At 63.1% G+C, this 6279-nt stretch carries 5 protein-coding genes; 1 reads left to right on the top strand and 4 read right to left on the bottom strand.

Annotation, left to right across the window (positions count from 1 at the left end; genetic code table 11):
- Positions 1-325: 325 nt before the first annotated feature.
- The 4 genes from dhaL (ACFHWW_RS31930) to ACFHWW_RS31915 all read right to left on the bottom strand — a co-directional run bounded on the left by dhaL (ACFHWW_RS31930) (position 326) and on the right by ACFHWW_RS31915 (position 4876).
- The gene (gene dhaL / locus ACFHWW_RS31930) at positions 326-970 is read right to left on the bottom strand and encodes a dihydroxyacetone kinase subunit DhaL (protein ID WP_275598704.1); all 645 of its coding nucleotides are present in this window, start codon (positions 968-970) and stop codon (positions 326-328) included.
- A 60-nt stretch (positions 971-1030) separates the two neighbouring features.
- The gene (locus ACFHWW_RS31925) at positions 1031-3118 is read right to left on the bottom strand and encodes a bifunctional sugar-binding transcriptional regulator/dihydroxyacetone kinase subunit DhaK (protein ID WP_379943281.1); all 2088 of its coding nucleotides are present in this window, start codon (positions 3116-3118) and stop codon (positions 1031-1033) included.
- Between the two features lie 113 nt (positions 3119-3231).
- Positions 3232-3873, bottom strand: coding sequence for a dihydroxyacetone kinase subunit DhaL (gene dhaL / locus ACFHWW_RS31920; RefSeq protein WP_275598706.1), 642 nt, complete (start codon positions 3871-3873; stop codon positions 3232-3234).
- 10 nt (positions 3874-3883) lie between these two features.
- A complete protein-coding gene (locus ACFHWW_RS31915) occupies positions 3884-4876 on the bottom strand; it encodes a dihydroxyacetone kinase subunit DhaK (protein WP_100672462.1) in 993 nt (330 codons plus the stop codon).
- A gap of 390 nt (positions 4877-5266) precedes the next feature.
- Here ACFHWW_RS31915 and ACFHWW_RS31910 point away from each other — a divergent pair, with 390 nt between their 5' ends.
- The gene (locus tag ACFHWW_RS31910; protein WP_100672461.1) at positions 5267-6253 is read left to right on the top strand and encodes an ABC transporter permease; all 987 of its coding nucleotides are present in this window, start codon (positions 5267-5269) and stop codon (positions 6251-6253) included.
- The last annotated feature ends 26 nt before the right edge of the window (positions 6254-6279 follow it).

The following is a 6279-nucleotide window of genomic DNA, read 5'->3' as shown; positions in this document are numbered from 1 at the left end:
CCATCTTGGCCAGTGGCCCTGTGCGGCCACACCGAAAGGCCGAACATATGGAAGCAAGCGATCCGATCAAAAAATCTGCAAAAAACACTTGCAAGGGGGAGCCGTCCACATAAGGGATGAGGATGAGGAGAGATTGCAGTCCTCCGGAAAGTTTCTACAGCGCCACGCGTCTTATGAGACGCGCAAAGGTCGCTGTAGCACGTTGAGCTGCTGCATGTTTTTGTCCATTGATCGGCTACGATCAAAGGACACCTACAGTGGCGCACGGTCGGTACGCAAGGAATTCAAGCGCATCGCCATGCGTGCCGAGAAAACCGAACAGGCCTTAGCTCGTCCGCAGGGTTTGGGCCATGGCGCGGATGATCATGACGGCCGAGGCGGCGCCGGGATCCATGTGTCCGAGCGAGCGCTCTCCGACCCGGGCCGCGCGGCCCTTCGTTGCGACCATGGAACGCGTCGCGCTGGCGCCGTTTTCGGCGGCTGCGGTGACATCCGCCCAGAATGCCTCGGCGGACTTGCCGGCTGCGGCCGCCTGCGCCGCCGCGTCGGCGGCGGGAAGCCAGACGTCGAGCATCGTCTTGTCGCCGCGCTGCCCCTTGCCGCGCTCGCCTATGCCGGAGGCAACCGCCTGGATGAGAAGGGAGCAGGCCTCGAGGTCCAGTGTGTCGCGTCCTTCCAGGGCCTGGGCCGCACGTCGGAAGGCGGTGGCGTAAAGCGGTCCCGTCGAGGCTCCGACGGCGTTCAGGAAGGCGCTTGCCGCCGCCGTCATGACACCGCTCAGCCCGGCGCTGCCTGCATCCGTCCTCGCAAGTTCGCCGGTCACGGCAGAAAAGCCGATCGCCATGGTGATCCCGTGATCGGCGTCGCCGATCGCGCCGTCAAGTTCGGACAGATGGTCCCTCTCCGCCTCGATGGCATCGGAGATCGTCTCGAACATTTCGATCAAGCGGCGCACCGCGTTTTCCGGCATCATTTTCCTCCCGCGGCCTTTGGGTGGATCCGCAACCACCCGCCAGAGCTTCGCCCAGTTCTAGTTGACCTTCAGAAACGCCGTTTCGCAAGGGTGATGAAGCAGATCGCACAATTCCTGATCAAGATGGAGAATGGTGATCGAAGCGCCCGCCATGTCCAGCGAGGTGCAATAATGTCCGATCCAGTTTGCTTCGATCAGTATGTCCTTTGCCGCCAGTCGCTGCTGAACCCGCCGGAACAGGATATAGAGCTCCATCAGGGGCGTCGCTCCGAAGGAATTGACGAGCACGGCGACGCGCTCGCCGGGTGCTGTCTTCATCTCCTTGAAGATGCGGTCCATGATGCTGTCGGTAATCTCGTCCGCCGATCGGATGCGCTCGCGCGTCACGCCCGGTTCGCCGTGGATGCCCATGCCGACCTCCATGTCGTCCGGGCCTATCTCGAAATTGTGCCGTCGCGTCTGCGGCATCGAGCCGGGTTCGAGCGCGACGCCCACCGTATAGGTGCGCAGGTTCGCCTTGCGCGTGACGGCTTCGCAGGCTTCCAGCGACAGGCCGCGATCGCAGGCCGCGCCCGCGACCTTGAAGATGAAGAAGTTGCCGGCGACGCCGCGCCGGCCTTCGCGGTCCTCGACCGGCGAGGAGGCGACGTCATCCGTCGTCAGGACAGTCCTTACCTTGATGCCCTTTTCTTCGGCAATTTCAGCCGCCATCTCGAAATTCATCACGTCGCCGGCATAGTTGCCGTAGACGAAGAGCACGCCTTCGCCTCCGGACGCGGCCCCGGCGCATTGCACGATCGGATCGGGCGGCGGCGAGGAAAAGATGTTCCCCACGGCAACCGCATCGGCAAGACCCTTGCCGACATAACCGAGGAAGCACGGCTCATGCCCCGTGCCCCCGCCGATGACGAGGCCGACTTTTCCGGGCCTGGGGCCGCTGCGCGCGACGAGCGCCCGGTGCGATCCGTTGATCGGCTGCAGATATTTCTGATGCGCCCTGACGACCCCTTCGAGCATCTCTTCGACGACTTCGTTCGGGTTGTTGAGGAATTTCTTGACGTGGGTGCGATAGGAGCTCGGTGTCTGGACAAGCTTCGGCCGGTGCAAAAGCTTGGCGTCGAGTGCCCTGACGCCGTCGGCCCGCAAGATGCCGTGACCGGTCGCCGCGTCGGTGATGAGCACGTTGACATAGCCGCCGCGTAGCGCCGCGAGCAGGGCCGGCACCTTGTCGAAGCCGCCGGCGACCGCAATGCGCGTGCCTATCTTGCGGAGCAGGTCAAGCGAGATGCCGACCGTACGATCGTCGAGCGGGCCGGCGACCGGACGGCCGCGTTCATCGATGAAACGGCCCGCGACGACGCCGACCGCGCCGGCTGCCAGATAGTCCTGCAGCGAGACCGATTCGAAGAAGCCGCTGGTATGAATGGTGGAATTCGGCCGAAGCGAGGAGATGCCGAAAAGCACCCGGTTTGCCCTTGCCAGAGTCGCGAACTGCTCCTGAACCAGAGGTTCCTCCAGAAGCATATGCAGGAGTTCCGGCGATTTGACCACGGCCGGCGCGGTGATGTTGACGCAGCGGGCCGAAATTGCCCGTGCGACCGCCGAGGCACAAAGCTCCGGCGTATAGGCAAATGAGGCCGTGGTGCCGCCGGTCGCCTGAACCACCGTCATGTCCTGAAGGGAAGCGATACCGGCGTGCTCGCCAACCGAAAGCACGGTGCGGCCCCAGGCGACGGCGAGCGTATCGCCGGATTTCAGGAGTTTTGGAAGCGCCTGCGCCCCGGCCGCTCCGAGGCGGTCGATCAAAGGACGCGCATTGTCGTCGCTCGGGACCACGAGACAGTCGGTCAGGCCGAAATGCCGCTTCAGTTCCTGGGCGATGGTGAGCGATGCCAGTCGCGCCGACTCGATCGAAATGTTGACGATGCCTTTTTCGCGGGCGTCGGCGAGATAGCTGTTTACCGTCGCCCGCGACACACCCATGGCCTCGGCGATCTCGCCCTGCGTCATGCCGTCTTCGTAATAAAGCCAGCAGGCCCAGACATAGGGGTCGTCACCGTAGCGCAAGGGGATCGCGTCCGAAGCATCGATCGTACCGCTTCGATTGGCAGCGCCCTTGCGCGGAGAAGGTGTCTTGATCGTCATGCAGTCCTGTACTTCCCCTGTTTTCGGACCGCGAGGATGGAAGCAACGCCGTGCTTTTGCAATGGGGGCTGGGTGCCGCTGCCCCCTTTGCGCGCAATCGCGAAACCGCGGCGTCAGGCGAGCCGGGCGCGAGCCCCGTGCGACAACTCCCTGAGGATGATCGCACAGGAGGTGGCGCCGGCGTCCAAGACGCCGAGCGAGCGTTCGCCGAGGCGGCTCGCCCGGCCGATCTTGGCGACGAGATCGCGCGTCGAATCGCGGCCGGCCTCCGCGGCCGATACGAGTGCGTCGAGCGCTTCGGCGAAGGGCTTGCCGTCGGCAGTCGCCGCATCGAAGGCGTCCACCGCGGGCACCAAGGTGTCGAGCAGCGTCTTGTCGCCCACCTTGGCGGAGCCGATCGACTGGATGCCTTCGAGCCCCGCATGAAGCATGCGGCTATAGGCGGCGGCGTCGATTGCATCGGCACCCTCGATCTTTTCGGCGAATTCGGTGAACATCACGCCGTAGAGCGGCCCCATCGATCCGCCGATCTCCGTCATCAGCACGGTGCCGAGCGTATCCAGCGCCTCTGCAAGAGAGGCGTCTTTGCCCTTCAGGCGTTCTGCGGCAAGGCCAAAGCCCTTGGCCATGTTCACGCCGTGATCGCCATCGCCGATCTTGCCGTCGATCTCGCTCAGATAGGCGCGGTTTTCGATGATCCGGTCGGCAAGCGTGAGGACGATGTCGCCGGCTTTTGCATTTTCAAACGTCTGCATGTCCATTTCCTCAGAGAACGGCGGTGCAGCGGACCTCGACATCGAGGAGCGCCTTGAGTTCGTCGTCGAGCGCCATGACCGTCAGCGTCGCTCCGACCATTTCGAGCGAGGTGAAGTAGTTGCCGACGAAGGTGCGGTAGATCCTGAGGCCCCGTGCGGTGATCTCGCGCTCGATCGTGTCGTTCAGGATGTAGAGTTCGTTGAGCGGTGTCGCGCCGAGGCCGGAGACGAGCACAGCCACTTCCGTGCCCTCTGGCAGGTCGTGATCGTCCAGCACGATCTTGCACATGTCGACCGCGACCTCTTCGGCGGTCTTCAGCGCTTCGACGCGCACGCCGGGCTCACCGTGATGGCCGATGCCGACTTCCATCGTGCCGGGCTCGATCCGGAAGTTCGGATGCCCGACCGCGGGCAAGGTGCAGGGGCCGAGCCCGACCCCGATCGAGCGGCAATTGTCGATCGCCTTCTGGGCAGCCGCACGGACCTCTTCGAGGCTCGCGCCGGCGGCCGCCTTGGCCCCGCCGATCTTCCACATGAAGATTTCTCCGGCGACGCCGCGCCGCTTCTCGCGCTCTTCGGGCGGCGCGGAGCAGACGTCGTCATTGGCAACGACCGTCGCGACTTCGATCCCTGCCTTGGCCGCGAGCTTCACCGCCATCTTCACGTTCATGTTGTCGCCGGCATAATTGCCGTAGAGGCAGACGACGCCCTTGCCGCCGTTCGCTTCACGCATCGCGTCGTGAAAGCTCTTGGCCGTCGGTGAGGAAAAGAGTTCGCCGACTGCAACCGCGTCCAGCATGTTGCGGCCGGTGTAGCCAATGAAGGCAGGCTCATGGCCGGAGCCGCCGCCGGTCACGACACCCACCTTGCCGGCAACCGGCGCGCCCCTGGCGACGATGACGCGCGGATTTTCTCCGAGGCGAACGATGTCGGCATGCGCCTTGACGAAACCCTTGACGGTATCCTCGACGACTTCGTCCGGATTGTTGATGAAACGCTGCATGGCAGTCCTCTTTTGTCCGTCGCTGGCGATACGGCTCAGCGCAACACTACGTTGAATCTAACATCGTCTGCCGGAGCAGATCGGGGTCTGCCGGCGCGGTTCGCGTGCCAGGCCGGCTGGAAAATCTTGATCGAGAGCTCCTCCCTGATGACCAGCCGGATCAGCCGAACTGCGAATTTCCTACATAATTCAAACATGGCTCGACAAATGTCAACATTCACGTTAGATTGCCGGAAATTCGAGAGGGATGGAAGTGGTCATTTCCAAGATTTCCATTATTTCTCATGGACTTGGTCGTCATCCCCTGCGATCGCCCTCGGCGATCGGCTGGGGGCGGCGGGAAGTCGACGGGTGTGAAGCGCCCCTGAAATGCGGTGTGGGAGAGGCTGAATGAAAAGCATGTTTGCCGACCGGCAATTCAACTTTCTTGTGGCGACCAACGCTCTCGTGGTCGCGCTCGCTGCGGTGTTCGCAGGAGACACCTTTCTCAGCCTCTACAATTTCCAGTCGATGTCCGCTCAGGTACCGGAGCTTGCGCTGCTGGCTCTCGGCGTGATGCTTGCGATGATTGCCGGAGGCGGCGGCATCGATCTGTCCGGCATCGCGCTCGCCAATCTTGCCGGGGTAGGTTCCTACCTGCTGGTGCGCGATTGGGTTTCGGCCGATGAAGCGCCACTCGCTTTTTCGTGGCTGTTCGCGGTGGTGGCGCTGATCATCGGTCTCGCCGGCGGCTTGCTGAACGGTGCCTTGATCGCCTTCGCCGGGCTTACGCCGATCATCGCCACGCTTGGCACGCAGCTATTTTTCACAGGTCTCGCCGTTGCTTTCACCAACGGCTCCGCGATCACCCTCGGCTACATCGAGCCCCTCGACAATTTCGGCAATACCCCGGTACTCGGTGTGCCGATGTGCTTCACGCTCTTCGTCGCCATAGCGGTCCTGATCGGTGTCGTGCTCCGCTTCACGCCTTTCGGTTTCAAGCTCTACCTGATGGGCAGCAATGCCAAGGCCGCCCGTTACGCCGGCATTCCGCAGCGCCGGATGCTTCTTCTGACCTATACCGTCTGCGGAGTGCTTGCTTCCATCGCTGGGATCATCATCGCCGCCCGCACCTCAAGCGTGAAGTGGGACTATGGCAGCTCCTACGTCCTCATCGCCATTCTGATCGTCGTGATGGCGGGTGTACGGCCTGACGGCGGGTATGGACGCACGGTCTGCGTCGTCCTCTCCGCGACGGCGCTTCAGATGCTGTCCAGCCTGTTCAATTTCCTCGATATCTCGAATTTCTTCCGCGACTGCGCCTGGGGACTGCTTCTGATCGTGTTCCTGGCAACGTCGCGCGTCGATCTCCGCGCATATCTTTCGCCGCGACGCTGATCCCGAGGTCCCCAAACGGCGCAATG

This window comes from Sinorhizobium sp. P24N7 (assembly GCF_042436655.1).
In the GTDB taxonomy this organism is placed as follows: domain Bacteria; phylum Pseudomonadota; class Alphaproteobacteria; order Rhizobiales; family Rhizobiaceae; genus Sinorhizobium; species Sinorhizobium meliloti_A.
This window is presented reverse-complemented; position numbering and strand designations above follow the sequence as displayed.